The sequence below is a fragment of the Achromobacter veterisilvae genome (assembly GCF_900496975.1).
Lineage (GTDB): Bacteria > Pseudomonadota > Gammaproteobacteria > Burkholderiales > Burkholderiaceae_B > Achromobacter > Achromobacter veterisilvae.
Map to the genome: position 1 here is coordinate 33,397 of NZ_UFQC01000029.1, position 26,871 is coordinate 60,267.

Annotated in this window: 24 protein-coding genes and 1 pseudogene; 13 read left to right on the forward strand and 12 right to left on the reverse strand. The window is 67.7% G+C overall.

The window, feature by feature from the left end:
• Positions 1-105 precede the first annotated feature (105 nt).
• From AVE30378_RS23025 to AVE30378_RS23055, 7 genes are all read left to right on the forward strand, one after another.
• The gene (locus AVE30378_RS23025) at positions 106-858 is read left to right on the forward strand and encodes a beta-ketoacyl-ACP reductase (protein WP_129243789.1); all 753 of its coding nucleotides are present in this window, start codon (positions 106-108) and stop codon (positions 856-858) included.
• A 29-nt stretch (positions 859-887) separates the two neighbouring features.
• Positions 888-1,385 (forward strand): MaoC/PaaZ C-terminal domain-containing protein, encoded by a 498-nt coding sequence (locus AVE30378_RS23030; protein ID WP_129243792.1) that lies wholly within the window; start codon positions 888-890, stop codon positions 1,383-1,385.
• Positions 1,382-3,478: an acetate--CoA ligase family protein gene (locus AVE30378_RS23035; RefSeq protein ID WP_129243795.1), complete on the forward strand. Its 2,097-nt coding sequence runs from the start codon at positions 1,382-1,384 to the stop codon at positions 3,476-3,478. The genes AVE30378_RS23030 and AVE30378_RS23035 overlap by 4 nt, the downstream gene beginning before the upstream one ends.
• A gap of 52 nt (positions 3,479-3,530) precedes the next feature.
• Positions 3,531-4,685 (forward strand): acyl-CoA dehydrogenase family protein, encoded by a 1,155-nt coding sequence (locus AVE30378_RS23040; protein ID WP_129243798.1) that lies wholly within the window; start codon positions 3,531-3,533, stop codon positions 4,683-4,685.
• A 51-nt stretch (positions 4,686-4,736) separates the two neighbouring features.
• Positions 4,737-5,474 carry an IclR family transcriptional regulator gene (locus AVE30378_RS23045; RefSeq protein ID WP_129243801.1) on the forward strand — a complete coding sequence of 246 codons (738 nt, stop codon included), beginning with the start codon at positions 4,737-4,739 and terminating at the stop codon, positions 5,472-5,474.
• 29 nt (positions 5,475-5,503) lie between these two features.
• Positions 5,504-6,634, forward strand: coding sequence for a CaiB/BaiF CoA transferase family protein (locus tag AVE30378_RS23050; protein WP_129243804.1), 1,131 nt, complete (start codon positions 5,504-5,506; stop codon positions 6,632-6,634).
• A gap of 79 nt (positions 6,635-6,713) precedes the next feature.
• Positions 6,714-7,526: an enoyl-CoA hydratase/isomerase family protein gene (locus AVE30378_RS23055; protein WP_244235122.1), complete on the forward strand. Its 813-nt coding sequence runs from the start codon at positions 6,714-6,716 to the stop codon at positions 7,524-7,526.
• A gap of 28 nt (positions 7,527-7,554) precedes the next feature.
• On the opposite strand, the pseudogene AVE30378_RS23060 reads toward AVE30378_RS23055, so the two are convergent.
• From AVE30378_RS23060 to AVE30378_RS23070, 3 genes and pseudogenes are all read right to left on the reverse strand, one after another.
• A pseudogene (locus tag AVE30378_RS23060) lies at positions 7,555-8,043 on the reverse strand (YidB family protein); the annotation flags it as partial.
• 40 nt (positions 8,044-8,083) lie between these two features.
• Entirely contained in the window at positions 8,084-9,292 is a 1,209-nt protein-coding gene (locus AVE30378_RS23065; protein ID WP_129243813.1) for a lytic murein transglycosylase, read from the reverse strand.
• 4 nt (positions 9,293-9,296) lie between these two features.
• Positions 9,297-10,118, reverse strand: a complete 822-nt coding sequence (locus tag AVE30378_RS23070) for a ferritin-like domain-containing protein (protein WP_129243816.1) — start codon at positions 10,116-10,118, stop codon at positions 9,297-9,299.
• Positions 10,119-10,203: 85 nt separating this feature from the next.
• Here AVE30378_RS23070 and AVE30378_RS23075 point away from each other — a divergent pair, with 85 nt between their 5' ends.
• A complete protein-coding gene (locus AVE30378_RS23075; RefSeq protein WP_129243819.1) occupies positions 10,204-11,340 on the forward strand; it encodes a GNAT family N-acetyltransferase in 1,137 nt (378 codons plus the stop codon).
• 10 nt (positions 11,341-11,350) lie between these two features.
• On the opposite strand, the gene AVE30378_RS23080 is transcribed toward AVE30378_RS23075, so the two are convergent.
• Positions 11,351-11,821, reverse strand: coding sequence for a cyanophycin metabolism-associated DUF1854 family protein (locus AVE30378_RS23080; RefSeq protein ID WP_129243822.1), 471 nt, complete (start codon positions 11,819-11,821; stop codon positions 11,351-11,353).
• 21 nt (positions 11,822-11,842) lie between these two features.
• Complete coding sequence (locus AVE30378_RS23085; protein WP_129243825.1) at positions 11,843-14,128, reverse strand: cyanophycin metabolism-associated ABC transporter; 2,286 nt, start codon at positions 14,126-14,128, stop codon at positions 11,843-11,845.
• A 257-nt stretch (positions 14,129-14,385) separates the two neighbouring features.
• Between AVE30378_RS23085 and cphA (AVE30378_RS23090) the strand changes: the two genes are divergently transcribed.
• The 5 genes from cphA (AVE30378_RS23090) to AVE30378_RS23110 all read left to right on the forward strand — a co-directional run bounded on the left by cphA (AVE30378_RS23090) (position 14,386) and on the right by AVE30378_RS23110 (position 21,033).
• Positions 14,386-17,001: a cyanophycin synthetase gene (cphA, locus tag AVE30378_RS23090; RefSeq protein WP_129243828.1), complete on the forward strand. Its 2,616-nt coding sequence runs from the start codon at positions 14,386-14,388 to the stop codon at positions 16,999-17,001.
• A gap of 60 nt (positions 17,002-17,061) precedes the next feature.
• Positions 17,062-19,632 (forward strand): cyanophycin synthetase, encoded by a 2,571-nt coding sequence (gene cphA, locus AVE30378_RS23095; RefSeq protein WP_129243831.1) that lies wholly within the window; start codon positions 17,062-17,064, stop codon positions 19,630-19,632.
• Positions 19,633-20,227: 595 nt separating this feature from the next.
• Entirely contained in the window at positions 20,228-20,428 is a 201-nt protein-coding gene (locus tag AVE30378_RS23100) for a CsbD family protein (protein ID WP_129243834.1), read from the forward strand.
• Between the two features lie 27 nt (positions 20,429-20,455).
• A complete protein-coding gene (locus AVE30378_RS23105; protein ID WP_006389411.1) occupies positions 20,456-20,620 on the forward strand; it encodes a DUF1328 domain-containing protein in 165 nt (54 codons plus the stop codon).
• 74 nt (positions 20,621-20,694) lie between these two features.
• Entirely contained in the window at positions 20,695-21,033 is a 339-nt protein-coding gene (locus AVE30378_RS23110) for a BON domain-containing protein (RefSeq protein ID WP_129243837.1), read from the forward strand.
• 102 nt (positions 21,034-21,135) lie between these two features.
• On the opposite strand, the gene AVE30378_RS23115 is transcribed toward AVE30378_RS23110, so the two are convergent.
• The 7 genes from AVE30378_RS23115 to phbB all read right to left on the reverse strand — a co-directional run bounded on the left by AVE30378_RS23115 (position 21,136) and on the right by phbB (position 26,836).
• Positions 21,136-22,008: a PhzF family phenazine biosynthesis protein gene (locus AVE30378_RS23115; RefSeq protein WP_129243840.1), complete on the reverse strand. Its 873-nt coding sequence runs from the start codon at positions 22,006-22,008 to the stop codon at positions 21,136-21,138.
• 4 nt (positions 22,009-22,012) lie between these two features.
• The gene (locus AVE30378_RS23120; RefSeq protein ID WP_129243843.1) at positions 22,013-23,410 is read right to left on the reverse strand and encodes a 4Fe-4S binding protein; all 1,398 of its coding nucleotides are present in this window, start codon (positions 23,408-23,410) and stop codon (positions 22,013-22,015) included.
• Between the two features lie 39 nt (positions 23,411-23,449).
• A complete protein-coding gene (locus AVE30378_RS23125) occupies positions 23,450-24,301 on the reverse strand; it encodes an FTR1 family iron permease (RefSeq protein WP_129243846.1) in 852 nt (283 codons plus the stop codon).
• A 14-nt stretch (positions 24,302-24,315) separates the two neighbouring features.
• Entirely contained in the window at positions 24,316-24,678 is a 363-nt protein-coding gene (locus AVE30378_RS23130; RefSeq protein ID WP_425265790.1) for a cupredoxin domain-containing protein, read from the reverse strand.
• Positions 24,679-24,680: 2 nt separating this feature from the next.
• Entirely contained in the window at positions 24,681-25,217 is a 537-nt protein-coding gene (locus AVE30378_RS23135) for an iron transporter (protein WP_129243850.1), read from the reverse strand.
• A gap of 195 nt (positions 25,218-25,412) precedes the next feature.
• On the reverse strand, positions 25,413-25,979 hold the full coding sequence (gene phaR / locus AVE30378_RS23140) for a polyhydroxyalkanoate synthesis repressor PhaR (RefSeq protein WP_129243854.1): 567 nt from the start codon (positions 25,977-25,979) through the stop codon (positions 25,413-25,415).
• Between the two features lie 119 nt (positions 25,980-26,098).
• Entirely contained in the window at positions 26,099-26,836 is a 738-nt protein-coding gene (gene phbB, locus AVE30378_RS23145) for an acetoacetyl-CoA reductase (RefSeq protein WP_129243857.1), read from the reverse strand.
• Positions 26,837-26,871 lie beyond the last annotated feature (35 nt).

The following is a 26,871-nucleotide window of genomic DNA, read 5'->3' on the forward strand; positions in this document are numbered from 1 at the left end:
AATCTCGGAATAAATTCCATACTATTCCGGCACCGCCGTAGCTCGGAAGATCGGATTCCGGGCCCGGGCACGCTGGACACCATTCGCTACAGGAGGGGAATCGACATGGACCTGCAACTCACCGGCAAAGTCGCCGTCATCACGGGTTCCGGCCGCGGAATCGGCTATGCATCGGCGCTGGCCCTGGCCCGGGAAGGCGCGCGCATCGTCATCACCGACATCAACGCTGAATCGGTGCAGCAGGCGGTCGGCAGCCTGAAAGAGGCCGGCCACGCCGCCATCGGCGCCGTGCTCGACGTCTGCGATCCCGGGCAGGTGCAGGCGATGGCCGAACAGGCGGTCCGTGAATTCGGCAGCATCGACATCCTGGTCAACAACGCCGGATTCACCCGCGACAAGTACTTGCTCAAGATGCCCGTCGAGGACTGGGATTCGGTGGTGGACACCATTCTCAAGGGCGCGTACTACTGCACCCGGGCAGCCCTGCCCTCGATGATGGAAAACCGCTGGGGCCGCGTCATCAACATCGCCTCGCGGGCGCATTGGGGCAACCCCGGCCAGACCAACTATTCCGCCGCCAAGGCAGGCCTGATCGGCTTCACGCGCTCGCTCGCGCTGGAGCAGGGCAAGTTCAACATCACGGCCAATGCGATCGCGCCGGGCCTGATCGAGACCCCCCTGGTGCGTGGCCTGTCCACGTATGAAACGCTGCGCGCCAACGCCTTGGCGCGCCAGCCGGTGGGACGGCTGGGCGCGGTCGAGGACATCGCCGACGCGGTGGCGTTCCTGGCTTCCGGCCGGGCCTCCTTCATTACCGGCGAACTGCTGCACGTGACCGGCGGCCGCTACGCTTCGTAACCCCCCTCCCCGGAATCCGATACGCCATCATGCAAAGCCTTCCCTCCGCCGGCCCGCCAGCGCTTCCGGCCGGCTCCGCCCCGCAAGCGCTGGAAGTCGGCCACACTTTCCTATCGGCCGGGCGCACCGTCACCGAGAGCGACATCGTCAACTTCGCCTGCCTGTCGGGCGATTTCAACCGCCTGCACGTCGACCGGGAGTACGCCAGCGGCACGCCGTTCGGCCAGCGGATCGCGCACGGCCTTCTGGTCCTGTCCATCCTTTCGGGCCTGACCACCCAGTCCGACGGCTACCGCCGCCTGGAACCCTATGTGCTGGCGCTGATCGACATCAATTGCCGGTTCCCCAAGCCCACGTTCATCGGCGATACCATCGTCGTCCGGGTGAGCGTGGTGGATAAAACCGCGCAATACCGGCCCGGCAAGGACAAGGTGGTGTTCCGGCGCGAAGCCATCAACCAACGCGGCGAAGTGGTGGTCCAGGCCAACTTCGCAATGCTGATGCGGCCAATGGAGGCAAACGCATGAAGCCCTTCGCAGACTTGACCCGCTTCACCAACCCGCGCAACGTGGCCGTGGTGGGGGCGTCCGCCCGCGAGGCTAGCCAGGGACGCCGCCTGTACGACAACCTGGTTCTGCACTCGGCCGTGCCGGGCGAGGTCTTCGCCGTCAACCCCGCCTACGAGGAAATCGGCGGGCGGCCCTGCTGGCCTTCGATCAGCGCGCTGCCCGAGGCCGACATCGACGTGGCCCTGATCATGATCAACGCCTCGCTGGTGCTCGACGCCCTGAAGCAATGCGCGGCGCGCGGCATTCCGTTCGCCGTCGTCATGACTTCCGGCTTCTCCGAAGCAGGCGAGGAAGGCCAGCGCCTCGAACGCGAAATCGCCGAGCTGTGCCGCGCCACCGGCCTGCACGTCTACGGGCCGAACTGTCCCGGCTTCGTCAACGTGCGCGACCGGCTCGGCATGACGTTCTCGCCGGCCTTCAAAGACGATTTGAACGCGGGCGCCATCGGCCTGGCGACGCAGGGCGGCGGGCTGGGGCGCAATCTGCTGCAGGGCCTGTCCCATGGCCAGGGCGTGGGGCTGTGGTTCTCCGCCGGCAACGAGGTCGACCTGGAGATTCCCGATTTCATCGCGCACATGGCCAACGATCCGCAAATCCGCGTGATCGCCCTGCTGATGGAAGGCGTCAAGAACGGCCGCCGCCTGACCTCGGCGCTGGAACTGGCCCGCGCGCGGAACAAGCCGGTGGTCGTGCTGAAGATCGGCCATTCGGAAGCCGGCGTGCGCGCCGCCCAGTCGCATACCGCGTCGGTGGCCGGCTCGGCCGCCGTCAACAGCGCCGTGTTCCGCCAGTTCGGCGCGATCGAGGTGGACGATCTGGACCAACTGCTGGCGACGGCCCGCCTGCTGACCCGGATCACGCCCAAGAGCGGCAATGGGTTGTGCATCTACACCTTCTCGGGCGGAACCGCCGCGCTTGCAGCCGATATCGCGGGCGGAGCCGGCCTGCCGATGGCGGCGTTCGCCCCCGCCACCAAGGCGGCCCTGCGCAAGCTGCTTCCGGACTTCGCGAGCATCGACAATCCGGTCGACACCACCGCCGATATCCTGCGCAACCAACAGGCCTCGGTCGAATGCCTGCGGATCCTGTGCGCCGACCCGGGGGTCGGCACGGTCCTGTTCCCGATCCCGATGGACTACGGCGCCATCACCGACGGCATGGCCCAGGCCATCGCCACCGTGGCGGCCGAGACCGACACGCTGATCGTCCCGGTCTGGATGAGCCGGCGCCTGGGCGGCGGCTTCCAACTGCTGGAAACGGAAGGCCTGCTGCCCTTCCTGGCGCTGTCGGACGCGATCGCGGTCCTGGCCAAGGCCGTCCCCTGGAAAACGCCGGCGGTCCAGCCCGCGCCCTCCAGTCCTCCAGCGGCCGCAGCGGCCAGCGGAGGCCGCATGCTCAGCGAAGCGGCCGCCAAGTCCCTGCTGCGCGAAGCCGGCCTGCCGGTTCCGCAGGGCGTGGTGGTCGCAAACGCGGAAGAAGCGGCCGAGCAGGCCGCCCGCCTGGGCTTTCCCGTGGTAATGAAAGTGGTCAGCGCGCAGATCGCGCACAAGACCGAGGCCGGTGGCGTCAGGCTGAACATCGCCAGCGCCGGCGCGGCCCGCGAGGCCCACGCGGCGATCCTGGACTCGGTGGCGCGCCGCTGCCCCGAAGCGAAGGTCGACGGCATTCTGGTCGAGCGCATGCTGCCGCCCGGAGGCCGCGAGGTGCTGGTCGGCGTGCACCGGGACGCGGCGTTCGGCCTCGTGCTGACGTTCGGCCTGGGCGGTATCTTCGTCGAGACCATCCGCGACGTGGCGCACCGCATGATTCCCTTGTCGCGGGACGATGCCCGCGCGCTCGTGCGGGAGATCGAATACGTCGAAATACTGGAAGGCGTGCGCGGGCAGGCGCCGGCCGATTTCGACGCCCTGGAAGACCTGATCGTGCGGGTCTCGGACTTCGCCTGGCAACATCGCGAAGTCCTGCACGAGATGGAACTCAACCCGGTATGGGTCGGCGCGGCGGGACAGGGCGCAATGCCGCTGGACGCGCTGATCGGCTACGCCGGCTAGGGCCCGTCAACTCTCGAAGCAGCCTCGCACAGGCCCCAACCCAGGATACGCCATGGATTTCTCACTGGACTCTACCCAGACCGAACTGCGCGACTCGCTGCGCCGCTACCTGGCGGCGGAAGTGGCGCCCATCGTCAACCGCTACGAAGCCGAAGCCCGCATGGTGCCGCAGGAAATGGTCGAGGCCATGCGCGATTTCGGCCTGCTGGGCGGCATGCTGCAGGAAAAGGACGGCGGCTATGGCCTGCCCATGATGACGTACGGCATGCTGATCGCCGAACTGGCGCGCGTGTGGCCTTCGCTGCGCAGCATCGTCAGCACCAGCAACCTGGCGGCGTCGGTGCTCAGCGACGGCGGCTCGCCCTACCTGAAGGAAAAATACCTGCCGCGCGTGCTGTCCGGCGAGGCGATCGCCAGCTTCGCGCTGAGCGAGCCCAACATCGGCTCCGACGCGGCGAATATCGAAACCCGCGCGGTCGAAACGGAAACGGGCTGGCGGGTCAACGGCCGCAAGCTTTACATCAGCCTGGGAACCGTGTGCGAACTGGGCGTGGTATTCGTGCAAACCCAGCGCAAGAGCGGCGAGCGCGGCGTGTCCTGCCTGCTGTTCGAACGCGCCATGGCCGGCTTCTCGTCCAGCCCCATCTCCAAGATGGGCATGCTGAGCTGCCCGCTGGGCGAGCTGCTGTTCGAGGACGTCGAGATCCCGGCGGCCAACCTGATCGGAACCGAAGGAAAGGGCTTCGCGCTGGCCAAGAAATACCTCAACATCGGCCGCTGCGTGGTCGCCTTCTCCGCCCTGGGCATCGCCGAGGCGGCCTATGAGGCGGCGGTAAAATACGCGGGCGATCGAGTTCAGTTCGGCCGGCCGATAGGCGGATTCCAGCTCGTGCAGCAGTTGGTCGCCGACATGATGACGCTGGTCGAGACCTCTCGCCTGCTGTGCTGGCGCGCCGCCGATGCGCTGGATCGTGGCGCCCCCGACAGCCAGATGCTATGTTCGATGGCCAAGCGCCACGCCACCGACGCCGTGCTGCGCGTGGCGGAGATGTCGATGCAGGTGCACGGCGGCGCCGGCTATACCAGCCTGTTCCCCGTCGAACGCCATTACCGCGATGCCCGCCACCTGAGCATCGCCGAAGGCACCAACCAGATTCAGGCCCTGCTCATGGCGCAAAGCGTCTTAGGCATATCCGCGTTGAAATGACCGGCCACGCGAAGATCCGGGCCGGTTCATCACTTCTCACTCCGACACTCTATGCCGCAAATCCTCCCCACCGCCCAGCGCGTACTGCAAGTCTTCGAAGTCTACGCGCGGGAGCGCCGCCCCCTGACGAATTCCGAAATGGCGCGCTTCCTGGACCTGGCCGACAGCAGTTGCTCCGACCTGCTGTACACGCTGCGCCAGGCCGGATACCTGCTGCGCACGCCGAAGTCGCGCTATTTTCATCCGACCGGCAGGCTGCTCGACGTGGCGCAGGGTATTTCGGCGGCCGATCCGCTGCAGGCCTTCGCCTCGGAGGCACTCGAAATCCTGACCCGCCAATCGGGAGAATCCTCGATGTGCGGGCTGCTGGACGGGAACAAGGTCAAGATCTACGCCAGCCAGGAAAGCCCGCGCGCGCTGCGCTATGTCGTGCAGCCCGGCACCACCTTCGACCTGCAGGTCGCGGCGCTGGGCAAGGCGCTGCTGGGCGAGATGGACGCGGCTGAACGCGACGCGGTGATCGACACGCTTCCGTTCGGGCACGTCACGGCAAGCAGCATCACCGACCCCGCCGCCCTGCGCGCGCAGATCGAGTCCCAACTGGAAAAGAAATACTTCCACAGCCGCGACGAAGGCAATGAAGGCGTATCGGCCATCGGTATCGCGGGCCGCGTGGGGGCCCAGTTGACGGCCTTGTCCATCGTCGGCCCGACCCACCGCATGGACGCCAACATGGAGAAGTACATCCAGATCATCCTGGACGCGCGGACCGAATTCTTCGATTCCTGAGCAACCCGGCACACGGAGCGGCGACAGACATGGCAGGCCCTTTGAACGGATTTACCGTGGTGGAAATGGCCGGGATAGGCCCCAGCCCATTCTGCGCCATGATGCTGGCGGACATGGGCGCGGACGTGATCCGCATTGACCGCCTCACGCCCGGTTTCCTTGGCGGCGGAGCCACCATCATCGATCGCGGCCGCCGCACGATCGCGCTGGACATCAAGAAGCCCGGCGCAGCCGACGTCGTGCTGCGGTTGCTGGACAAGGCCGATGCGCTGCTGGAGGGATTCCGGCCGGGCGTGATGGAAAGGCTGGGCCTGGGGCCCGAGGCCTGCCTGGCGCGCAATCCGCGCCTGGTGTACGGGCGCATGACCGGCTGGGGCCAGGATGGCCCGCTGGCCCAGGCGGCCGGCCACGACCTGAACTACATCGCCCTCACCGGCGCGCTGCATGCGATGGGGCAGGCCGGCCATCCGCCCGCGCCGCCCCTGCACCTGGTCGGCGACATGGGCGGCGGCGCCATGATGCTGGCCTTCGGCGTGCTTTGCGGCCTGCTCGAAGCCGGCCGCACCGGCAAGGGACAGGTGGTGGACGCGGCGATCTGCGACGGCGCCTCGCTCCTGGCCAGCGCCTACCACGGCAAGCTGCGCAGCGGCGACTGGATCAACCGGCGCCAGTCCAACATGCTGGACGGCGGCGCCCATTTCTATGGCTGCTACACCTGCGCCGACGGCAGGTACGTCTCGATCGGCGCGATCGAGCCGCAGTTCTACCGCCAGTTGCTGGAACTGTGCGGTATCGAAGACCCTGACTTCGAGCGGCAATGGGACCGCGCGCAGTGGCCCCTGCTGCGCGGCAAGCTCGAGCGGCTCATCGCCAGCCGCACCCGGGACCAATGGTGCGCGCTGCTGGAGGGCACGGATGCCTGCTTCGCGCCCGTGCTCGACTTCGAGGAAGCGCCGCGGCATCCGCACAACCAGGCCCGCGGCGGCTTCATCGAAACCGGCGGCGTCGTCCATCCGGCGCCCGCGCCGCGGTTTTCGCGCACGCCGGGACAGGCCCGCCCGGTTCCCGCGCCCGGCGAGCACACGGAAACGCTGCTGGCCGAACTGGGGTTCGCGGACGCCGACATCCGGGCCTTGCGCGAACGCGGCGCCATCGCCTGAGGCCATGGCGCCAGCTTCAGCCCGGCCTCGGGTCCCGCGGCCGGGTCATCATGGGAACGAAGACATGGAGACGAATCCGATGCAATCCAGCCCAAGCGAGTTCAAGACCCTGCTCTATTCCGTGGAAGGCGGCGTCGCCACCCTCACCCTGAACCGGCCTGCCCGGAAAAACGCGCTCGACATGGAAATGCGCGAAGAGCTGGCCCAGGCCGTCGGCGCAATCCGGCGCGACCGCGGCGTGAAAGTCCTGATCCTGGGCGGCGCCGGCGGCGCGTTCTGCGCGGGCGGCGACATCGCCACAATGGATTCCGGCGCCTCGGCCGAAGCGGCGCGGGAGCGCATGGCCGCCCTCCTCCTGACGATAGAGGAACTGATCACGCTGGATCGGCCGGTGATCGCCAAGGTCGACGGTCCGGCCTATGGCGCCGGGTTGGGCCTGGCCTTGACCGCCGACCTGATCCTGGCGTCGCCGCGGGCGCGGTTCTGCCTGTCGTTCCTGCGGCTGGGCGCCATTCCCGACTGCGCCACCCTCTACACCCTGCCGCGCATCGTGGGCGTGCAGCGGGCCAAGGAGCTCGCCTTTTCCACGCGGGAATTCCAGGCCCGGGAGGCAAAGGATATGGGCATCGTGTTCGAGATCCAGGCGCAGGACCGGATCGACGAGCGCGCGCGACAACTCGCGCTGTCCATGGCCGAGCTTCCGGCCGTCGCGCTATCGCTGACCAAGCGCGGCCTGAACGCATCGCTCAATAGCGACCTGAACACAATGCTGGATCTGGAAGCCGCCGGCCAGGGCGTGGCGCGCTCCACCGACTACCATCGCATCGCGGCTCGCCGCTATCTGGACAAGGCGCCGCAGCAATTCCAATGGCCGGCGGCGCAAGACGCGTAGGCGCGCGCCGCCGCCGCGACGCGGTTTGCTACCCGGCGCGGTTGCCGAACAGGCCCGACAACGAAGCCAGCAGGTCAGCCGGATTGAACTGCGGGTTGGCCGGGACCGCGCCGTCGGGCGTGACCTTGTCCACCAACTGCGGCAGCAGCGAGGACAGCGAGCCGAGCACGGAATCCGTGTCCTGGCCGGTCTTGGCGGCCAGCTCGCTCACGACGCCCGGGTCCAGCACGGAACCGAGCTGGTCGGCGCTGACGGGCAGGTTCTGGCCCGTGCCCACCCACGACGCCACGATCTCGCTCAAGCCGCCCTTCTGGAAGCTGGCGATCAGGCCGGAAAGGCCGCCCGGATATTTGTTCAATTGCTCGATCAGCGCGGGCAACAGCGACGCCGAACCCCCTTGCTGACCGCCGCCGGCCATCGAGGCCAAGGTATCCAATAGGCTCATCATCGTGCTCCTGAAAAGTCGGAAAACCAGTATAGGCCCATGTCCGGAGCCGCGCGCGCCCTCCGGCGGCCCCGGCGGCGGCGCTTTGCAAAGATTGTCTTTCGCTACCGGTTCAGTCCGCCCTGCCCGCCTGCAGCGCCCGCAGCGATTTCAGGCCGGCGCGGCCGTCCGGCGGCAGGCCCAGTTCGCGCTGCGCCGCCTGCAGGGCGGTCCGGGTGCGGGCGCCGATCATGCCATCGGGTTCGCCCACGTCATAGCCCCGGGCAATCAGCAGGCGCTGTAGTTCGCGCCGCTGCGCCCGCGACAGGCCCGGGTCGTCCGTCGGCCAGGCCTGGACCAGCGGCCCGGCGCCCCTCAGCCGGTCCGACAGGTGGGCAATGGCCAGGGCATAGATTTCCGCCGCGTTGTAGGAATACAGGGCGTCGAAATTGCGCGTGACCAGGAAGGCGGGGCCGCCCCTGCCCGCGGGCAGCAGCAGGCCGGCGGGCGTGTCGCCCGCCGGCAGGGGCCGGCCGTCGGCGCGCGCCACTCCCTGCCTGGCCCAGGACGACATCGGGCGCTTGTTCTTGCGGCCGGCCCCGGACGTGTCCAGGCCGGCGGGCAGCCGGACTTCGTAGCCCCAGTCCAGCGCGCCGTTCCATCCCGCGCGCTTGAGGAAGTTGGCGGTCGACGCGAGCGCGTCCGGCACGCTGTCGACCAGGTCGCGGCGGCCGTCGCCGTCGAAATCCACCGCCAGCCGCAGATAGGTCGACGGCATGAACTGGGTCTGGCCGAACGCGCCGGCCCAGGATCCCGTCAGGCGTTCGGGCGCCAGGTGTTCGTCCTGGATGATCTTCAGGGTGGCGTAGAACTCGCCCCGGAAATAGGCCTGGCGGCGGCCGAAGCAGGACAGGGTCGACAGCGAGGTCAGCAGCGGCCTGCCGCCCAGCGTGCGGCCATAGTTGCTTTCCACGCCCCAGACGGCCGCGACCGTGGCCGGATCCACGCCGTAGCGCGACGCGGCCCGGTCCAGTTCGGCCTGCCAGCGCGCCATGCCGGCCTGGCCGTCGGCCACCCGTTCGTCGTCGACCAGGCCGGCCATGTAGTCCCAGATGGGCGTCTTGAATTCCGGTTGCGCGTCCAGCAGGCCGATCACCGCCATGTCCGGCGCCAGGCCCGCGGTATGGGTGTCGAACGTGGCGCCCGATACGCCCGCCTTCAGCCCCGGCCCGCGCAATTGCGCCAGGCAGGCGGCGAACGGCTCGGCAGCCTGGGCCGCCGGCGCCAGCAAGGCCAGGGCGGCGCCGGCCAGCAGCGCGTCGATGCGAAGTCGTATGGCCATGTCCTCACCCCTCCTGCAACGCGGCGAGTTCGGCGTCGTCGAAGCCGGCGGCGCGGCGCGCCTCCAGGTTGAACGGGCCGCGCAGGCGGGGCGCGCCGTGGCGCCGCGCCAGTTCCGCATAGCAGGCGACGGGGTCCTTGCCCGCCTGCCCGCACAGGCGCTTGTACCAGAAGTTGCCGATGGCGACGTGGCCGATCTCGTCGGCCAGGATGATGTCGACGATGGCGGCGCTTTCCTTGTCCGCGGCGCCCGCCAGCTTGTTCCGGATCATGGGCGAGGCATCCAGGCCGCGCGCCTCCAGCGTGCGGGGCACCAGCGCCAGGCGCGCCAGCAGGTCGTCCTGCGTCCGCTCGGCCATTTCCCACAGGCCGTTGTGGGCGGGAAAGTCGCCATAGGCGTGGCCCAGGGCCTCCAGCCGCCGCCGCAGCAGGTCGAAGTGGTGCGCTTCCTCGCGCGCGACGCGCAGCCAGTCGCGGTAGAAGGCTTCGGGCATGCCCGCGAAGCGCCACATGATGTCCAGCGCCAGGTTCACCGCGTTGAATTCGATATGGGCCAGCGCGTGCAGCAGCGCCGCGCGCCCTTCCTGCGTGGCCATGGACCGCTGCGGGACCTGGGAAGGCGCCACCAGTTCCGGCAGCGGCGGACGGCCCGGCAGCCCGGGGGGCGGCGTGAAGGTCCGCCCGCAATCCAGCGCGGCGGCGTCGGTGATGGCCCGCACCCCGGCCAGCTTGTCCCGCCACGCCGTGGCGGCCAACGCCGCCAGCGCCAGTCCGCGCAGGCAATCCCGCCCATCCCCGCCCGCAGGCGGGACCGTCTTGATATCCATACTCGATCCCGTGCCGGGGCGCGCCCCGAGGAAAAACCGCGGCGGTTTCAGCGCCGCGCAATCACGGAGACTTTATCATTCGCGGATGGATTCCCTGAGCCTGACCGTAGAAACCGACCTGTCCCGCATCGACGCCCTGCAATGGGACGCGCTGGCGGGCGACCAGCCCTTCTTGCGCCATGCATTCCTGCGCGCGCTGCACGAAACCGGCTGCGCCACGCCGGAAACCGGATGGGCGCCGCACTATCTGGCGCTCTGGCGGGACGAGACGCTGGCCGCCGCGGCCCCGCTCTACCTGAAGTCGCATTCGCGCGGCGAATACGTGTTCGATTACGCCTGGGCCGACGCCTTCCAGCGCCACGGGCTGCGCTATTACCCCAAGCTGCTGTCGGCCATCCCGTTCACCCCCGTGACCGGCCCCCGGCTTCTGGCGCGCACCGACGAAGACCGCGACACGCTGGTGCGCGGGCTGGTCGCCTTCGCGGAACAGATCCAGGTGTCGTCGCTGCACCTGCTGTTTCCCGCGGATGCCGATATGCGCGCCCTGCGCGAGGCCGGCTTCATGATCCGGGAAAGCGTGCAGTTCCACTGGACCAACCCGGGCTACGCCGACTTCGACGCCTTTCTCGCCGCCATGAGCCACGACAAGCGCAAGAAGATCCGGCAGGACCGCAAGAAGGTCGCCGCGGCCGGGCTGTCGTACCGCTGGCTGCGCGGCGTGGAGATCGGCGAGGCCGAACTCGGTTTCTTCTATGAATGCTATTGCCGCACCTATTTCAGCCACGGCAACCCGCCCTATCTGAGCCGCGATTTCTTCCAGCGGGCGCACCGCGAACAGGCCGAGGCCTTCGTGCTGATCCTGGCCGAGCGCGACGGCCGGCCGGTGGCGGCGGCGCTGAACCTGGCGGGAGGCGATGCGCTCTACGGCCGCTACTGGGGCGCGACCGAATACGTGCCGGGGCTGCATTTCGAGACCTGCTACATGCAGGCCATCGCCTATTGCATCGCGCACGGCATCGCGCGCTTCGAAGGCGGCGCCCAGGGCGAGCACAAAATGGCGCGCGGGCTCCTGCCCACGCCCACCTGGTCCGCGCACTGGGTCGCCCACCCCGGATTCGCGGACGCGATCCGGACGTTCCTGGACGAGGAAACGGCGGCGGTGGCGGACTACCTGGACGAACTGGAGGCGCACACCCCGTTCAAGCGGCCCGCCGAAGGCTAGCGGCGCAGGCCTACAGAAAGTGGTCGAGCAGCCTGCGGCTGTGCTTGTCCAGCGACTGGATGTCGCGCACCAGATAGAAAATGCCGTGGCTGTCCGCGATCAGCAGCGTCTGCGGGCTGAGGCGGCGGATATCTTCTTCGCCGCGCAGCGTGAACGACGTGGGGCCCCGGTCGGTATCGACCTTCCAGGTGCTGGGCGTGGCGAACGTGGACACGCTGGCCAGCCTGCGGATCTCGGGCATGAATTCCCGGCTCGCCAGCTCTTCCTCGATCAGCGCCCGCTGCGGCGCCGGCACGTCGGACAGGTGCTCGATCCAGGCCAGTTCGCGCCCGTCGCCGGTCACCAGCGACAGGCCTCGGCCCGCCTCGCTGATCGGGAATGCGCGCACGGGGATGACCCCCTCGTGAATATCGCCGTCGGCGGATTGGAATTCCAGACGCCCGAAGGCGTTGCGGCGCAACTGAAAGGACGGCAAGGTCATGACGATAATCCGGGTTCCGCGTCAGGCCACGGCGGCCATGTCTTCGCTGCCCGACGCTTGCGCGTCGGCCTCGGCCTGGCGCGCCTGCGCCTGGTAGAGCCGATAGTAGGCGCCTTCCCGGGCCATGAGCGCTTCGTGCGGCCCCTGCTCGACGATCTGGCCGCGATCCAGCACCACTAGGCGGTCCGCCTTGCGCAGCGTACTCAGGCGGTGGGCGATGGCGATCGTGGTGCGTCCGCGCACCAGGTTGTCCAGCGCCTTCTGGATTTCCTTTTCGGTCGTGGTGTCCACCGACGAGGTGGCCTCGTCCAGGATCAGGATGCGCGGATCGATCAGCAGCGCGCGCGCGATCGAGATGCGCTGGCGTTCGCCGCCGGACAGCGCCTGGCCGCGTTCGCCGACCAGCGAGTCGTAGCCGTGGGGCAGCCGCAGGATGAATTCGTGGGCGTGCGCGGCGCGCGCCGCCGCCACGATCTCGTCGCGCGTGGCTTCGGGCTTGCCGTAGGCGATGTTCTCGGCAATGGTGCCGAAGAACAGGAACGGCTCTTGCAGCACCAGCCCGATGTTGCGCCGGTAGTCGGCCACGCGCACCGAACGGATGTCGGCGCCGTCCACCAGCACCGCGCCTTCGGACACGTCGTAGAAACGGCAGATCAGGTTAATCAGGGTGCTCTTGCCCGAGCCGCTGTGGCCCACCAGGCCGATCATCTCGCCCGGGGCGATGTTCAGGTTCAGGCCGCGGATGACCTGGCGGTTGCCGTAGCGGAAACCCACGTCGCGCAGTTCGATGCGGCCGTTGACTTGCGGCAGCCTGGCGGGATTCTGCGGCTCCGGCACGCTGGACACGTGGTCGAGGATGTCGAAGATGCGCTTGGCGCCGGCGGCCGCTTTTTGCGTGACCGACACGATGCGGCTCATCGAATCCAGGCGCATGTAGAAGCGCCCGATATAGGCCAGGAAGGCGGCCAGCACGCCGACGGTGATCTGCTTCTGCGACACCTGCCAGATGCCGAAGATCCACACCACCAGCAGGCCGACTTCGGTCAGCAGCGTGACGGTGGGCGAGAACAGCGACCAGGTGGTGTTGACGCGATCGTTGACTTCCAGGTTGCGGTTGTTGGCCTCGCGAAAGCGCGCGACCTCGCGCTTTTCCTGCGCGAACGCCTTGACCACCCGGATGCCGGGAATCGTGTCGGCCAGCACATTGGTGATCTCGGACCAGATGCGATCGACCTTTTCGAACCCGTGGCGCAGCCGGTCGCGCACGGCGTGGATCATCCAGATGATGAAGGGCAGCGGCACCAGCGTGACCAGCGCCAGCCATGGGTTGATGGATATCAGGATGATCGCCGTCATCGCGATCATCAGGATGTCGGTGGCGAAATCCAGCAGGTGCAGCGACAGGAATACGCAGATGCGGTCGGTTTCGCTGCCGATGCGCGAGATCAGGTCGCCGGTGCGCTTGCCGCCGAAATACTCCAGCGACAACTGCTGCAAGTGTTCGTACGTGGTGGTGCGCAGGTCTGCGCCGATGCGCTCGCTGACCCAGGCCAGGATGTAGGTCCGGGCCCAGCCCAGCCCCCAGGCCAGGAACGCCGACGCCAGCAGGCCGCCCAGGTAGAGGCGGACCTTGTCGTAGTCGATGGGCGCGCCGTTCTGGAACGGGATCAGCACGTCGTCCATCAGCGGCATGGTCAGGTACGGCGGCACCAGGGTGGCCGCCGTGCCCATCAGGGTCAGCAGGAACCCGGCCAGCAGGGGGCCGCGGTAGGGCCGCGCGAAGCGCCACAGGCGCAGCAGCGCCCAGGTGGTCGAGGGCGCCGCCTGTTCCTGGTTGCAGGCGGGGCACTCTTCCGCGCCCGCCGGAATAACGTTATTGCAAATCGTGCAGTGGCGTTCCGCCGGTTCCTCGGCCCGCAGGCCGGACAGGCGGATGGCCTGCTGGGTTTCGAACTGGGCCAGCAGGCGCAGCGCGGCCGGGTTGCGGGCCAGGGTGAAACGCCACACGCCCAGGCGGGCGGCGTCGTCGTGCAATTCCAGCAGCGCGGCGCCGGCGTGGTCGGTCAGGCTGAGCTTTAATTGGGGGCCATATACCCAGGATTCCCAGCCGGCATCGTCGGGGCGGCGGGCGAGCAAGCGGCGGTCGGTGGCGGCGACCAGGCCCGGTTGGAACTTCAACCGCTGATCCAGGTCTATTTCAACCCAGGCCAGCAGTGTTTCGCCATCGGCCAGTTCGGCGCGGATTTCATCCCGCCAGCGGGCAGGAAAGGCTTCGGCAAGGCCGGAAAGCAGGTGTGGTTTTTTCATTGGTACGCATACCGGGCCAGGACTCTGCCCTACTAGGCAACCGGTTCGCCACCGGGAGGCGGGAAACGTGTCCCTTCCTTACAACACAACGAGTTCACGCCTTGAAGGCGTCGTATAGTATCAGCCGATTTTTCTAATTAGGAATATCTGGGATCCCCCACTCGTTGGCATTATTCTAAAGTCGCAACCCCAATAAATTCGCGGTCTTGCATAGGGGCGTCCGCGCGTGCCAACCTGCTTCTTCAGCAAATTAAAACATGAAAAAGAAAGACATTGAATTTCTCGATGTCGTGGCTTTGCGCGGCCCGAACATTTGGACGTATCGCCCGGTCCTGGAAGCATGGGTGGATATCGGTGAGCTGGAAGACTACCCCTCCAACACCATCCCGGGCTTCTACGAACGCCTGACCGCATGGCTGCCCACGCTGATCGAGCACCGCTGCAGTCCGGGGGTGCGGGGCGGGTTCCTGTCCCGCGTGAAGGAAGGCACCTGGCCGGGCCACATTCTCGAACACGTCACGCTGGAACTGCAGAACCTGGCCGGGCTGCGCGGCGGCTTCGGCAAGGCCCGCGAGACCTCCACCCGCGGCGTCTACAAGGTCGTCGTGCGCGCCTGGCAGGAACAGGTCACCCGCGCCGCCCTGAACGAAGCCCGCGACCTGGTCATGGCCGCCATCGAAGACCGTCCTTTCGACGTCCCCGCCACCGTCTCGAAGCTGCGCGGCCTGATCGACAGGCACTGCCTGGGCCCCAGCACCGCCTGCATCGTGGACGCGGCCGACGACCGCGACATCCCCTATATCCGGCTGTTCGAGGGCAACCTCGTGCAGTTCGGCTACGGGTCGGCCCAGCGCCGCATCTGGACCGCCGAAACCGACCGCACCAGCGCCATCGCCGAGGGCATCTCGCGCGACAAGGACCTGACCAAGGAACTGCTGTCGACCTGCGGCGTGCCCGTGCCCGAAGGCCGCCTGGTCGAGAGCGAGGAAGACGCCTGGGAAGCGGCCGAGGACATCGGCCTGCCCGTGGTCGTGAAGCCCTATGACGGCAACCACGGCCGCGGCGTGTTCACCAACCTGACCACCCGCGAGGAAGTGGTGTCGGCCTACCGCGTGGCCGTCGACGAAGGCAGCGGCGTGATCGTCGAGCGCTTCGTGCTGGGCAACGAGCACCGCCTGCTGGTCGTGGGCGACCGCATGGTGGCCGCCGCCGCCGGCGAGCCCGCCTGGGTGACGGGCGACGGCAAGTCCACCATCATCGAACTGATCGACAGCCAGATCAACACCGATCCGCGACGCGGCCGCACCGAGAACCACCCGCTGAACCCGGTTCGCCTGGATTCGGCCGCCCGGCTGGAGATCGCGCGCCAGGGCCTGTCCGAAGACGGCATTCCGCCCGAGGGCCAGCGCGTGCTGGTGCAGCGCAGCGGCAACGTCGCCTTCGACGTGACCGACCGCGTGCATCCCAGCGTCGCGGCCACCGTGACCCTGGCCGCGCGCATCGTGGGCCTGGACATCGCCGGCGTGGACCTGGTGGCCGAGGACATCTCCCGCCCGCTGGACGAGCAGCGCGGCGCCATCGTCGAGGTCAATGCCGGCCCCGGCCTGCTGATGCACTTGAAGCCGGCCGACGGCGCGCCGCGCCCCGTGGGCCGCGCCATCGTCGACCACCTGTTCCCCGACGGCGACACCGGCCGCATCCCCATCGTGGGCGTGGCCGGCACCAACGGCAAGACCGTCGTGGCGCGCCTGGTGGCCCGCCTGCTGTACCTGTCGGGCAAGCGCACCGGCCTGGCTTGCAGCGAAGGCCTCTACCTCGACCGCCGCCTGGTGCAGAAAGGCGACCGCGCCGATTTCGACTCGGGCACGCGCCTGCTGATGAACCGCAACCTGGACGCCGCCGTCATCGAAAACGACAGCGGCGTGATCCTGGGCCAGGGCCTGTCCTACGACCGCTGCCAGGTGGGCGTGGTCACCAATATCGACGACGCCGACCATCTGGGCGATTTCGACATCAACGAAACGGACCGCATGTTCAATGTGTTCCGCACCCAGGTCGACGTGGTGCTGCCGACCGGCGCGGCCGTGCTGAACGCGCGCGATCCGCGCGTGGTGGAGATGGCCGAGCTGTGCGACGGCGCCGTGATCTTCTTCGGCATCGACCCCGCCCTGCCCGCCATCGCCGAACACCTGCTGCAGGACGGCCGCGCGGTGTTCGTGCGCGACGGCGGCATCGTGCTGGCGCAGGGAACCCGCGAGGAAAGGCTCGCCGCCGTGGCCGCCATTCCGCTGACCCATGGCGGGCGCGTGGCCTTCCAGGTCGAGAACGTGCTGGCCGCGGTGGGCGCGGCCTGGGCGCTGGACATCCCGGTCGAACTGATCCGCGCCGGCATCGAAACCTTCGATATCGACCAGGCCGACGCGCCGTGGCAATTCACGCTGTTCGAACGCAACGGCAGCACCGTGGTGGTGGACGACGTGCACAACGCCTCGGCGCTGCGTCCGCTGATCGCCGCGATCGACCAGTTCCCGGCGACCTTGCGCGCCGCCGTCTATTCGGGCGGCGCCGACCGGCGCGACCAGGACCTGATCGAGCAGGGCAAGCTGCTGGGCGACGCGTTCGACCGCGTCGTGCTCTACGACGACCTCACCGTGCGCAGCAAGCGCCCGGCGGGCCAGGCGCGCGCGCTGCTGCGCCAGGGCCTGGCGCAAGGCGCCCGCGTGAAGGAAGTCCAGGAAGAGCCCGACCACGGCAAGGCCATCGAAAGCCAGCTCAACGGCATCGCGGCGGGCGACTTCGTCCTGCTGCAATCGGACGAGGCGTTCTCCGGCCCCACCATCGACCTGGTCCGCCGCTGGATTCAGCAATACTGACAATATCCGCGCGCCCCGCCAGAGCGCGGGCGCGCCGTGAGCTAGACAGGAATACCTGCCATGGAAGTTTCCCGTATCCGAGCACTGCGCGGCCCCAACCTGTGGAGCAAGAACACGGCGATCGAGGCCATCGTCTCTTGCGCCGACGCCGAATGCTCCATCGACAACCTGCCGGAATTCGAAGCGCGCCTGCGCGCGCGGCTGCCGCAGACCGGGCTGCTGCGCCCCGAAGGCCACCAGGACGCGGTGTCCATCGCGCACGTGCTGCAGATCGCCGCGCTGACGATGCAGGCGCACGCCGGCTGCCCCGTCACGTTCGGCCGCACCGCCTCCACCATCGAGCCGGGCGTGTTCCAGGTGGTGGTGGAATACAGCGAGGAAGAGGTCGGCAGGCTGGCGATGGAACTGGCCCAGGTGCTGGTGCGCGCCGCGCTGGACGACGCGCCGTTCGACCTGGCCGACGCGCTGAAGCGCCTGCGCGACCTGGACGAAGACGTGCGCCTGGGGCCCAGCACCGGCTCCATCGTGAACGCCGCCGTCGCGCGCAACATCCCCTACCGCCGCCTGACGCAAGGCAGCATGGTGCAGTTCGGCTGGGGCAGCAGGCAGCGCCGCATCCAGGCCGCCGAAACGGACCTGACCAGCGCCATCTCCGAGTCCATCGCGCAGGACAAGGACCTGACGAAAATGCTGCTGGACGCCGCCGGCGTGCCGGTGCCGATGGGGCGTTCGGTCACCACCGCCGAGGAAGCCTGGGCCGCGGCCCAGGAACTGGGCGGCCCGGTGGTCGTCAAGCCGCGCGACGGCAGCCAGGGGCGCGGCGTCGCCGTCAACATCGAAACGCGCGAACGCGTGATCCAGGCCTTCGAAGCCGCCGAGGAAATCAGCTCGGAAGTCATCGTTGAGCGCTATATCCCCGGCCACGATTTCCGCCTGCTGGTGGTGGGCGGCGCGCTGGTGGCGGCGTCGCGCCGCGATCCGCCGCAGGTCACGGGCGACGGGCAGCAGACCATCCGCCAATTGGTGGAGCAGGTCAACGCCGACCCGCTGCGCGGCGACGGCCACGCGACCTCGCTGACCAAGATCCGCTTCGACGACATCGCCCTGGCCACGCTCAAGAAGCAGGGCTTCGACGCCGACTCCGTGCCGCCCGCCGGCACGCTGATCTTCCTGCGCAACAACGCCAACCTGAGCACCGGCGGATCGGCCACCGACGTGACCGACGAGGTGCATCCCGAGATGGCGGCGCGCGCGGTGTCCGCGGCCCGCATGATCGGACTGGACATCTGCGGCGTGGACGTGGTGGCCGAAAGCGTGCTGTATCCGCTCGAGGACCAGCATGGCGGCGTGGTGGAAGTGAATGCCGCGCCCGGCCTGCGCATGCACCTGAACCCGTCGTTCGGCAAGGGCCGCCCGGTGGGCGAGGCCATCATCGCCAACATGTACGCCGACGGCGACGACGGCCGCATTCCGGTGGTGGCGGTGGCTGGCACCAACGGCAAGACGACCACGGTGCGGCTGACCGCCCATCTGCTGGGCGCGGCCGGCAACCGCGTCGGCATGACGAATTCCGACGGCGTCTACGTGAACGGCCTGCGCATCGATACGGGCGACTGCAGCGGCCCGCGCAGCGCCCGCAGCGTGCTCATGCATCCGGACGTGGACGCGGCCGTGTTCGAGACCGCGCGCGGCGGCATCCTGCGCGAAGGGCTGGCGTTCGACCGCTGCAACGTGGCCATCGTCACGAACATCGGCATGGGCGACCACCTGGGCCTGGGCTACATCAGCACGGTGGAAGACCTGGCCGTGGTCAAGCGCGTGATCGTGCAGCACGTGCATCCCACGGGCACCGCGGTCCTGAACGCGGCCGATCCCATCGTGGCCGAAATGGCCGCCAGTTGCCCGGGCTCGATCACGTATTTCGCCGAGGACCGCAACCATCCCGTGATGGCGACGCATCGCGCCCAGGGCCTGCGCGCCGTGTACCGCGACGGCGACGCGATCGTGGCCGCGCAGGGCGCCGAAGAAATCCGCTACCCGCTGGCCGGCATTCCCCTCACCCGCGACGGCGCGATCACCTTCCAGGTCGAGAACGCCATGGCCTCGATCGCCGCGGCCTGGGCGCTGGGCCTGGACCAGGACGTCATCCGCCGCGGCCTGGCCACCTTCGTCAACGATGCGCAGACCGCACCCGGGCGCTTCAACGTGTTCGATTACCGCGGCGCCACGGTGATCGCGGACTACGGCCACAATCCCGACGCGATCCTCGCGCTGGTCCGCGCGGTGGACGCCATGCCCGCCAGGCGCCGCTCCGTCGTCATCAGCGGCGCGGGCGACCGGCGCGACGAAGACATCCGCATGCAGACCGAGATTCTCGGCGAAGCCTTCGACGACGTGGTGCTCTACCAGGACCAGTGCCAGCGCGGCCGCGCCGACGGCGAGGTGCTGGCGCTGCTTCAGTTGGGCCTGGCCAACGCCACCCGCAGCAAGCACGTCGAGGAAATCCACGGCGAGTTCCTGGCGATCGACACCGCCCTGGCCCGGCTTGCTCCCGGCGACCTGTGCCTGATCCTGGTGGACCAGGTGGAAGAAGCGCTGGCGCACATCGCAAGCCGCATCGCGCAGGCCTGAGCCGCCCCGGCGGCGGCCCAATAGGAAACGGGGCGCCCCTGGGCGCCCCGTTTCCATGTTTGCGCGGCGTCCGCCGGCTCAGCTACTGGCCGCCACGGCGGGCGCCGCGGCCTGGTACCTGTCCGTCACGTGCGTGCATCCCACCGCCGCCAGCGCGGCCAGCGTCAACAAGATCGCGCTGCAAAGTCGTTGCGTCATGCGTGCCTCTCTCCCGTTCCTGGTGATCGAACCGCCCTGCGGGTTCCGCCACGACTATACCGCCGCGGCGCGCGCCCTGCCCGCGCCCGCCCGCAGATCCCGTTACCAGCCCCCCGCAAAAGCGGACAAGACGTTGCTGGAATGTAACGTCCGCCCTTAGTGCGCCTGCAACCCCTGCCCGCCTGAAAACGCGCTTTTCCGCCCGGGAAGCACCGTTACATTTGCCCACAGCAAGGTTTGACAGGCCTCGCCGGGGGCTCGTACGTTGAAGACCTGGGCCTGGCGCGAAAGCAGCCGCAACGCAGGCAGGCCCGGCTGATCAGTGTCCCACTCAAAACCGCGGGGGCAAGGTTCGCAGGCCACGAACCCACCGCCGCACGCAAACGGAGAGGTCACCATGAACAACGACGTTATCGCTGGCAAATGGAAGCAACTGGCAGGCAAGGCCAAGGCGGCCTGGGGCGAACTCACCGACGACGAGCTGACCCGCACGGAAGGCAACGCCGAACGCCTGGCGGGCCTGATCCAGGAGCGCTATGGCAAGACCAGGGAACAGGCGGAGAAAGAAGTCCGCGACTTCTTCGACGGCAATCCCTGACCCCGCCAACCACCAGGAGAAGCTGACATGCTGCACTACGCCGTAGTTTTCTTCGTCATTGCCATCATCGCGGCCGTCCTGGGTTTCGGCGGCATCGCCGCCGGCGCCGCGGGCATCGCCAAGATCCTGTTCTTCGTCTTCCTGGTACTGGCGCTGCTGTCCATTCTGGGCGGCGCATTCCGCAAGAAATAGAACCCGTACCCCAAGATCTCCCGACAACCGCTGCGTCCCGAACGCGCTGAACCACACCAACAAGGAGCATGACTATGGAATTTCGCAAGCTGATCGCCGCCGCCGCACTGGGCACGGGCGCTGCCTTCACTTCCATCGCCTTTGCCGCCGATGACGGCAAGCCGAAACAGTCCGTGGGTGAATACGCGTCCGACGCCACCGTGACCACCAAGGTCAAGGCCGCCTTCGTGGCCGACAAGCAACTGAGCGCCCTCGATATCGCCGTGGAAACCAATGAGGGCATCACGACGCTGACCGGCACCGTGGGCACCGCCGCCGAGGCCGATCATGCGGCTACCGTGACGCGAGGCGTCGAAGGCGTGAAGCAGGTGATGAACAACATCAAGGTCGACCCCGCCAAGAACAAGCAATAAAGCTTGTACCGCTTCGGGCCGGCCCCGAAGCAGAAACGGCGCCCGCATACGCGGGCGCCGTCTTTTTTTTTGCGGGGCTTTGTCTGGAGAGGCCGCGCGTCCTCAGACGTCCACCGCGCCCCGGCCGATCTCCAGCGCCCGCCCGCCCACCTGGATCCGCCCGTCGGCCAGGACGTCCAGCAGCAGCCGGCATGGCCTGCCGATCAGGTCGCCCTGCTCGACCAGGATGCTGGCGGGCAAGGCGTGGCCCCGGTGCCGCAACCACCCGCCCAGGTTGGCGCAGGCCGACCCCGTGCCGGCGTCCTCGTTCACCCCGCCGCCCGCCTTGGCATAGAAGTACCGGGCCACCGCGACCTGCCGCCCGTCCTGCGTCCTGCCGTCGTCGAACGCAAAGACATACAGGATCTTGCGGCCCAGGCTGTTGGCCTGCCAACGATCCAGCCGGGCCGCGTCGGGCGCGGCGCGGCGCACGGCGTCCACGCTGGCAAGCGGCACCAGCAGTTGGTCGGCGCCCGTGTCCACCCACACCGGATCGTCCAGCAGGTCAGCAGGGTCCAGGCCCGCCAGGCTGGCGATCTCCGCCCGGCCCAGCGCGGGCTGCGCGGTGCGCACGCCGTCCGGACAGGGCGCGGTGAAGGTCCAGGCATCGCCCCGGGCCGTGACCGGCACGATGCCGGCCGCGAATTCCAGCGCCAGCGCATCACCGGACTTGAGCAGGTCGCGCACGACCTGCGCGGTGCCGATGGTGGGATGGCCCGCGAACTTCATCTCGTAGCCGGGCGTGAAGATGCGCACCCGCGCGTCCGCCCGGTCCGAAGGCAGGATGAAAGTGGTTTCGGACAGATTGAATTGCACCGCCAGATTCAGCATGGTGGCGTCGTCCATGCCGCGCGCGTCTTCGAACACGCAGAGCTGGTTGCCGCTGAAGGGCCCGGAAGCGAAAACGTTGAGCAGGCGGAACGCGTAAGAGGCCATGGGGCTACCAGACCGCGAAGAACAGCACCCAGGCCAGACAGAACGGCGCCAGGCCCGCCAGCAGCACCAGCCATGCCAGGCCTTTGCGCAGGGCGCTGGCTTCGCGCGGCTTCAGCAGGCGCGCATACAGGCGCAGCGTCCACAGCACCGCCAGACTGAGCAGGGTGAAGCGCACGGGCGCGGCCCACGCGGCCTGCACGCCTTCGTGCTTGAGCAGGTTGACCGTGGTGGCCGAGAGGCCCAGGAACACGCCGATGCCGGCGGACGGGATCAGGGCCTGGGCCAGCTTGTGCAGGCCCGGCCGGCCCCAGCGTCCGGCGGCCGTCCCCGGCACGGCCGCGGCCGGCGCCAGGCGGTCGGCGATCCACAGCGACAGGAAGCTCGCGCCCCCGACGCAGACCGTGGCGCCGACGACGAACATCAGGATGCCGGCGCCGTCCAGCCAGGAAAAGCTGTCGTTCACTTCCGGGTAATGCGTCAGGATGAACCAGGGCGCGTTGTCCATCAGCGGCCACAGGATGTCGTGCTCCACCAGCCACGTCGCGGCCCACTGCTTGGCGGTCACGTACCAGGGGCTGGCGCTCCAGAGGAAGGCGCCGATCGCGATGCCCATCAGGCCGAAGCACAGCAGCGCCGTCTGCCAGGGATCGCCCTGCGCGACGCGGACGATTTCCTCTTCGGGCGAACGCGGCGTCAGCGCGATCGCGCCGCGGTAGCCGCTGCAGCGTCCACAGACGTGGCAATCGCCGGCGCCTTTCATGTGGCGCAGCGGCACCAGCGGCGCACAGTTGATGGGTTCGATGCGGATGACGGGATGGCGCCACTTTTCTTCGTCGACCTTGAAGTGCCAGGGCGCCAGCTTGGCCAGCAGGTTGAACACGCCGTTGACCGGGCACAGGTACTTGCACCACACCCGCTTGCTGCGGCCATAGCGCCAGCCGACGATCATGGCCGCCACCGTGGACCCGCCCAGCACCGCCAGCACCGCCAGCGGGTACTGGTACACGCTGACGAGCTGCCCGTAGACGGTCGTCAGCGCGAACGCCACGAAAGGCCAGCCGCCCCAGCGCATCCATTTCGGGATCGCCAGCCCCTTGCCGCGTTCGCTGGCCCATTCCGTCAGCATGCCCTCGGGGCATAGCCAGCCGCACCAGGCGCGGCCCAGGATCGGCATGGAAATCAGCACGAACGGCCACCACACACCCCAGAACGCGAACTGCGCGACGATCGTCAGGTTGTTGAACACCGAGGACGCGTTGTCCGGCAGGGGCAGGACCGCGGGCACGATCAGAAGAAACGCGTACATCGCGACAATGCCCCACTGCAGCTTGCGCAACAGCGGGGCATGGTCACGGAGGAAGTCGGCGATACGGGAGGTTGCCCTCCCGAGTACAGCAGCCATGGTCAAACCTTCAAATATTCAGTCCGGCAAAAGTGCGGATCAGGACGCGCCGCGGGCCGCGGCCGCCGCCGGGGCGGCTTTGCCGCCCACCCAGCGCAGCAGCGCCCAGACGATCGCCCAGTATGCCACCCACAGCAGCACCGAGGTCAGCGCAGGCAGGGCGCGGTAGCCGGCGAAGTCGGCCAGGACCTTGCCGACGCCGGTACTGTCGCTCAATAGCCACGAACTGTCCCAGATCGGATCGACGATGGTGGGCAGGACGTCCAGCGAAATCAGGTGGTCCAGGCCACCCACCAGCAGCGAACCGGCCAGCAGCAGGAGCAGGATTTCGGTCACGCGGAAGAACCGGCGCCAGGTAATGAGCTTGCCGCCCAGTTGCAGCAGCCAGAACGTCAGCAGCGCCACGAGGAAACCCGCGACGCCGGCCAGCGCCAGCATCAGCATGCCGCTGCCGCCGTCGCCCGCGGACACGGTGCCGTACAGGAACACCACCGTCTCGCTGCCTTCGCGGGCCACGGCGATGGCCACGAGCACGAACAGGCCCCACCAGTTGTCGCTGGCGACGGAAGCCCGCGCGCCGCTTTCGAGTTCGCCCTTGAGCGTGCGGCCGTGCTTCTTCATCCAGACGACCATCTGCACCACCAGCACGCACGCGGCCAGCGACATGATGGCCTGGAACCACTCCTGGCCTTCGTCGCTGAGCCAGGACGACACGCCCAGCAGCACCAGCGCCAGCGCCACGGCCAGCGCCAGGCCCGCCACGACGCCGCCCCACAGGTAGTTGAGCCCGCGCTTGCCTTCGGGCGTGGAGCGCAGCCAGGTGTACAGGATGCCCACCACCAGCATGGCTTCGACGCTTTCACGCCAGACTATGAAAAGGACCTGTTCCATGTATTGCTACCGCGTTATTCCTTGGGCTTGACGACCAAGGTGCCTTTCACGCTCTGGTGAAAGTCGTCAAAGAAGGGATACTCGCCCGGGCGCGAAATGGTGATCACGACGAAGGACTTCACCCCCGGCCCCAGGACTTTCTCCTTGCGCAGCGGAATGCTCTCGAATTCCACCGGCTCGTTGCTCTCGTTGATGAGCTCGATCTTGAAACGGCCCGCCGGCACTTCCAGGGTGGCGGGCTCGAACGTGCCGTCGGGCTTGAACTTCAGCGTGAAGGTCGGCAACTCGTCCGCCTGCGCGGGCGCCGTGCCGGCCAGGCCGGCCAGGCCGGCCAGGCCGATCAGCAATGCGGCGGCAACGCGAAGCAGGCGGCTCACGATCAGTAACCGCCCTTCTTGCCGGTGCCGGCAAAGACGAATTCATATTCCAGGTCGAAGGGTTCGAACCAGGGGCCCACGCCGGTTTCCTTGTCGACGTGGCGGCCGAAGTGGCTCATCTTGTCCGCGGTCGGCGGCAGGATCGAGTACTTCAGCTTGTACTTGCCCGGGCCTTCCAGCTTGACGTTCTCGCCGTAGTGCGGGCCGTCGTTGGCGACCATCGGCATGAAGGTGCCCTTCTGCACGTTCTGGCTGCCGACCTTCTGGATCTCGTACTTCACCACCAGGTAGGGCACCCATTCGCCCTCGGGAAAGCCCGTCTGGTTGCCGGCGGTCGCGTGGATGTCGGCCTCGAGGTGCACGTCCGAATCCTTGGCGGGACGCATCATCCCGGGAGGGTCCATTTCGATCGGCTGCAAATACACGGCGCCGATTTCCATGCCGCCCTTTTCCACCGGTTTGCCGATGGGGTATTCGGCCGCATGGGCGGCGGAAACGCTCAGAGCGACAATGGCCAGGGCCAAGGCTTTCTTGATCATGTGCATAATCCTCGATACACGAATGGGACGGCGGTTCCAAAAATATAAACAAGAACCGTTTTCATTAATGTAACCAAAACAACTGACATATCCCTGAACCCAGGGACGGAAAAATCGCCGGATCGTTGCGTTTGGTCAAACGAAAAAACGCCCCCGAAGGGGCGTGTTCATCTGGGGACGGACCCGGTTGCGCCGTTATTTGCGGCCGGTGCCCGGCGTGCCGCCGGGCGTGAAGGGGAACGTCGAGAACATCGCGCGCGTCTGGTCCTGCATCTGGTCCTGCATCTGCACGAACAGGTTCTTGCTCTGGTCGATGTAGTTGTTCATCATGTTCTGCAGCATGGGCGTCTGCACATTCATGAACTGGGCCCAGGCCTCGGGGCCGAACTGGCTTCCGTACAGGCCCTTGGACTGCTCGGCCATCCGCTGCTGGATCTCCATGAAGGCCTGGATGTTCTTTTCCAGGTACGAACCCATGATGCCCTGCATGGCATGGCCATAAAAACGGATGATCTGCGACAGCATGTTCGAGGAGAACATGGGCATGCCGCCGCTTTCCTCTTCAAGGATGATCTGCAGCAGGATGCTGCGGGTCAGGTCTTCCCCGCTCTTGGCGTCGACGACCTGGAATTCCTCGTTCGCCAGGACCAGTTGCTTGACATCTGCGAGAGTGATGTAGGTGCTGGTCCGGGTGTCGTACAGACGACGGTTGGGGTACTTTTTAATCAGGCGCAGGCTGGCGCCGGTTTGTGCTTGCGTCATGTTTGTCCCCGGATCGGGCGATCTCTAAGACTTCGGATAGGGTTAAGTGTAATGCCGGACGGCCCTCTCCCCGAGACCGTCCGGCGCCAGTCGGCCGCCACTTGGCGGCCGGCAATGCGTCAGCCCATGTGCAGGCCGCCGTTGAGCGAGAAGTCCGCCCCCGTCGAAAAGCCGGACTCATCCGAGGCCAGCCATGACGTAATGGAGGCAATTTCCTCCGGCGTGCCCAGGCGGCGCACGGGAATGGTGGCGACGATCTTTTCCAGGACGTCGGGACGGATGGCCCGAACCATGTCCGTGCCGATGTAGCCCGGCGACACCGTATTCACCGTGACGCCCTTGCTGGCCACTTCCTGCGCCAGCGCCATGGTGAAGCCATGGATGCCGGCCTTCGCCGTGGAGTAGTTCGTCTGGCCGAATTGCCCCTTCTGGCCGTTCACCGAGCTGATGTTGACGATGCGGCCCCACTGGCGCTCGACCATGTCCTCGATCACCTGCTTGGTCACGTTGAAGAGGCTGTTCAGGTTGGTGTCGATGACCGCGCGCCAATCGTCGGCGCTCATCTTGCGGAACAGGCCGTCGCGGGTGATGCCCGCGTTGTTGACCAGCACGTCGACCGGGCCCAGGTCGCGCTTGACCCGCTCGAATGCCTCTACCGTGGATTCCCAATCGGATACGTTGCCCACGGACGCGTAGAACGTATAGCCCTGCGCGGCCTGTTCGTCCAGCCATTGCTGGTAATTGCGGCTGGGGCCGCAGCCTGCCACCACGCGAAAGCCATCTTTGGCCAGGCGCTGGCAAATTGAGGTGCCGATACCGCCCATCCCGCCTGTAACGTAAGCCAGTTTTCCGCTCATTGGATTTCCTCCTGTGTGCGACGGACGCCTCGTTG

Coding starts and splice junctions, on each gene's coding strand:
- phaR (WP_129243854.1), bottom strand. CDS start 25,979: ATGACGCAAGCACAAACCGGCGCCAGCCTGCGCCTGATTAAAAAGTAC.
- cphA (WP_129243828.1), top strand. CDS start 14,386: ATGAAAAAGAAAGACATTGAATTTCTCGATGTCGTGGCTTTGCGCGGC.
- AVE30378_RS23050 (WP_129243804.1), top strand. CDS start 5,504: ATGGCAGGCCCTTTGAACGGATTTACCGTGGTGGAAATGGCCGGGATA.
- AVE30378_RS23070 (WP_129243816.1), bottom strand. CDS start 10,118: ATGGATATCAAGACGGTCCCGCCTGCGGGCGGGGATGGGCGGGATTGC.
- AVE30378_RS23065 (WP_129243813.1), bottom strand. CDS start 9,292: ATGGCCATACGACTTCGCATCGACGCGCTGCTGGCCGGCGCCGCCCTG.
- AVE30378_RS23125 (WP_129243846.1), bottom strand. CDS start 24,301: ATGGAACAGGTCCTTTTCATAGTCTGGCGTGAAAGCGTCGAAGCCATG.
- AVE30378_RS23035 (WP_129243795.1), top strand. CDS start 1,382: ATGAAGCCCTTCGCAGACTTGACCCGCTTCACCAACCCGCGCAACGTG.
- phbB (WP_129243857.1), bottom strand. CDS start 26,836: ATGAGCGGAAAACTGGCTTACGTTACAGGCGGGATGGGCGGTATCGGC.
- AVE30378_RS23025 (WP_129243789.1), top strand. CDS start 106: ATGGACCTGCAACTCACCGGCAAAGTCGCCGTCATCACGGGTTCCGGC.
- AVE30378_RS23040 (WP_129243798.1), top strand. CDS start 3,531: ATGGATTTCTCACTGGACTCTACCCAGACCGAACTGCGCGACTCGCTG.
- AVE30378_RS23055 (WP_244235122.1), top strand. CDS start 6,714: ATGCAATCCAGCCCAAGCGAGTTCAAGACCCTGCTCTATTCCGTGGAA.
- AVE30378_RS23080 (WP_129243822.1), bottom strand. CDS start 11,821: ATGACCTTGCCGTCCTTTCAGTTGCGCCGCAACGCCTTCGGGCGTCTG.
- AVE30378_RS23115 (WP_129243840.1), bottom strand. CDS start 22,008: ATGGCCTCTTACGCGTTCCGCCTGCTCAACGTTTTCGCTTCCGGGCCC.
- AVE30378_RS23045 (WP_129243801.1), top strand. CDS start 4,737: ATGCCGCAAATCCTCCCCACCGCCCAGCGCGTACTGCAAGTCTTCGAA.
- AVE30378_RS23075 (WP_129243819.1), top strand. CDS start 10,204: ATGGATTCCCTGAGCCTGACCGTAGAAACCGACCTGTCCCGCATCGAC.
- AVE30378_RS23030 (WP_129243792.1), top strand. CDS start 888: ATGCAAAGCCTTCCCTCCGCCGGCCCGCCAGCGCTTCCGGCCGGCTCC.
- cphA (WP_129243831.1), top strand. CDS start 17,062: ATGGAAGTTTCCCGTATCCGAGCACTGCGCGGCCCCAACCTGTGGAGC.
- AVE30378_RS23110 (WP_129243837.1), top strand. CDS start 20,695: ATGGAATTTCGCAAGCTGATCGCCGCCGCCGCACTGGGCACGGGCGCT.
- AVE30378_RS23135 (WP_129243850.1), bottom strand. CDS start 25,217: ATGATCAAGAAAGCCTTGGCCCTGGCCATTGTCGCTCTGAGCGTTTCC.
- AVE30378_RS23100 (WP_129243834.1), top strand. CDS start 20,228: ATGAACAACGACGTTATCGCTGGCAAATGGAAGCAACTGGCAGGCAAG.
- AVE30378_RS23085 (WP_129243825.1), bottom strand. CDS start 14,128: ATGAAAAAACCACACCTGCTTTCCGGCCTTGCCGAAGCCTTTCCTGCC.
- AVE30378_RS23105 (WP_006389411.1), top strand. CDS start 20,456: ATGCTGCACTACGCCGTAGTTTTCTTCGTCATTGCCATCATCGCGGCC.
- AVE30378_RS23120 (WP_129243843.1), bottom strand. CDS start 23,410: ATGGCTGCTGTACTCGGGAGGGCAACCTCCCGTATCGCCGACTTCCTC.